General features: G+C 59.4%; 1 protein-coding gene. It reads left to right on the top strand.

Translation table 11 applies throughout. The features are described 5' to 3' along the window. Window positions 1–461: 461 nt before the first annotated feature. Window positions 462–1,199 carry an osmolarity response regulator transcription factor OmpR gene (ompR, locus tag AC1D0Z_RS22030; RefSeq protein WP_007866319.1) on the top strand — a complete coding sequence of 246 codons (738 nt, stop codon included), beginning with the start codon at window positions 462–464 and terminating at the stop codon, window positions 1,197–1,199. Window positions 1,200–1,295: the final 96 nt, after the last annotated feature.

Below are 1,295 nucleotides of genomic sequence, written 5' to 3'. Positions count from 1 at the left end.
GTTCTGCAGGGGTTCGTGGAAGGCAGGCTGAGCTACGGCGTGGCTACCCAGCATGGCACCTGCCAACAGGGCGCACAACGCCATCGATTTTGAAATTCGCATCAGAATTACCTTTCGGGTGGAGGTTTCAGCCGTTTCTGACTGAAAAAGACAAGGGGGAAATCAGGGAAGAAACTGTGGCAACTATCCGGCGCCATCGAAAACCGGGCCGCCTGTTCACTGCAAGTAACCAGGCGCATCGCCAATGCCGGCTCCGGAAAATCCGCGAGCGGAGCGTCCCCGGAGGGGGCCAACGATTTTTACATGTGGTTTTTCTGCCGTGTGTAGGCGCATTTCCATAATCAATACGCACACTTGCACGTGGCCGCAACTTTTGTAACAGTGTGTCAAASCGACTGAAAAACGAGACATCTCGYSTTTTCAGCCTTCAAAATGGCTCTGTTACAAATTACCAGACGACTATGACCCAAGCCCAACCTAACGCCCGTGCCGACAAAATCCTGATCCTTGATGACGATGCCCGTATCCGCGACCTGCTGCGCCGCTATCTGGCCCAAGAGGGGTTTGAAGTCATCCTTGCCGAGGACAGCAAGGCATTGAACCGCATCATGCTGCGCGACGCCGTCGACCTGATCGTCCTGGATTTGATGATGCCAGGCGAAGATGGCCTTTCCATTTGCCGCCGCCTGCGCGCCGCCAACGACCGCACGCCCATCATCATGCTGACCGCCAAAGGCGAAGACGTGGACCGCATCGTCGGCCTGGAAGTCGGYGCCGATGACTATCTGGCCAAACCGTTCAATCCCCGCGAACTGCTTGCCCGCATCCACGCCGTGCTGCGCCGCCGCCCCACAGCCGAAGTGCCGGGCGCGCCGTCCAGCGACCAGGAAGTGATTACCTTTGGCCCCTTCTCCTTCGATATGGGCTTGCGTACCCTGCACAAGAACGGCGAAGAACTGCCTTTGACCACTGGCGAATTCGCCATGCTGAAGACCCTGGTGCGCCACCCGCGCCAGCCGCTGTCGCGCGAAAAGCTGGCCCAACTGGCACGCGGACGCGAATTCGAACCTTTTGACCGCAGCCTGGATGTGCAGGTGTCGCGTTTGCGCAAACTGATCGAAGTGGACGCTGCTGTGCCCCGCTACATCCAGACGGTCTGGGGCATTGGCTATGTGTTCGTGCCGGACGGAACGAACTAGCCCCCACGCTTTTCACTGCGCCTTCGGCTTCGTGTAATGCGCTGCCCCCCGAGGGGGCCGCCCGCCTGCGGCCTGGCAAAGCCAGTTCCGCGGCTC

The organism is Polaromonas sp. P1_E3, assembly GCF_056405935.1.
This window is presented reverse-complemented; position numbering and strand designations above follow the sequence as displayed.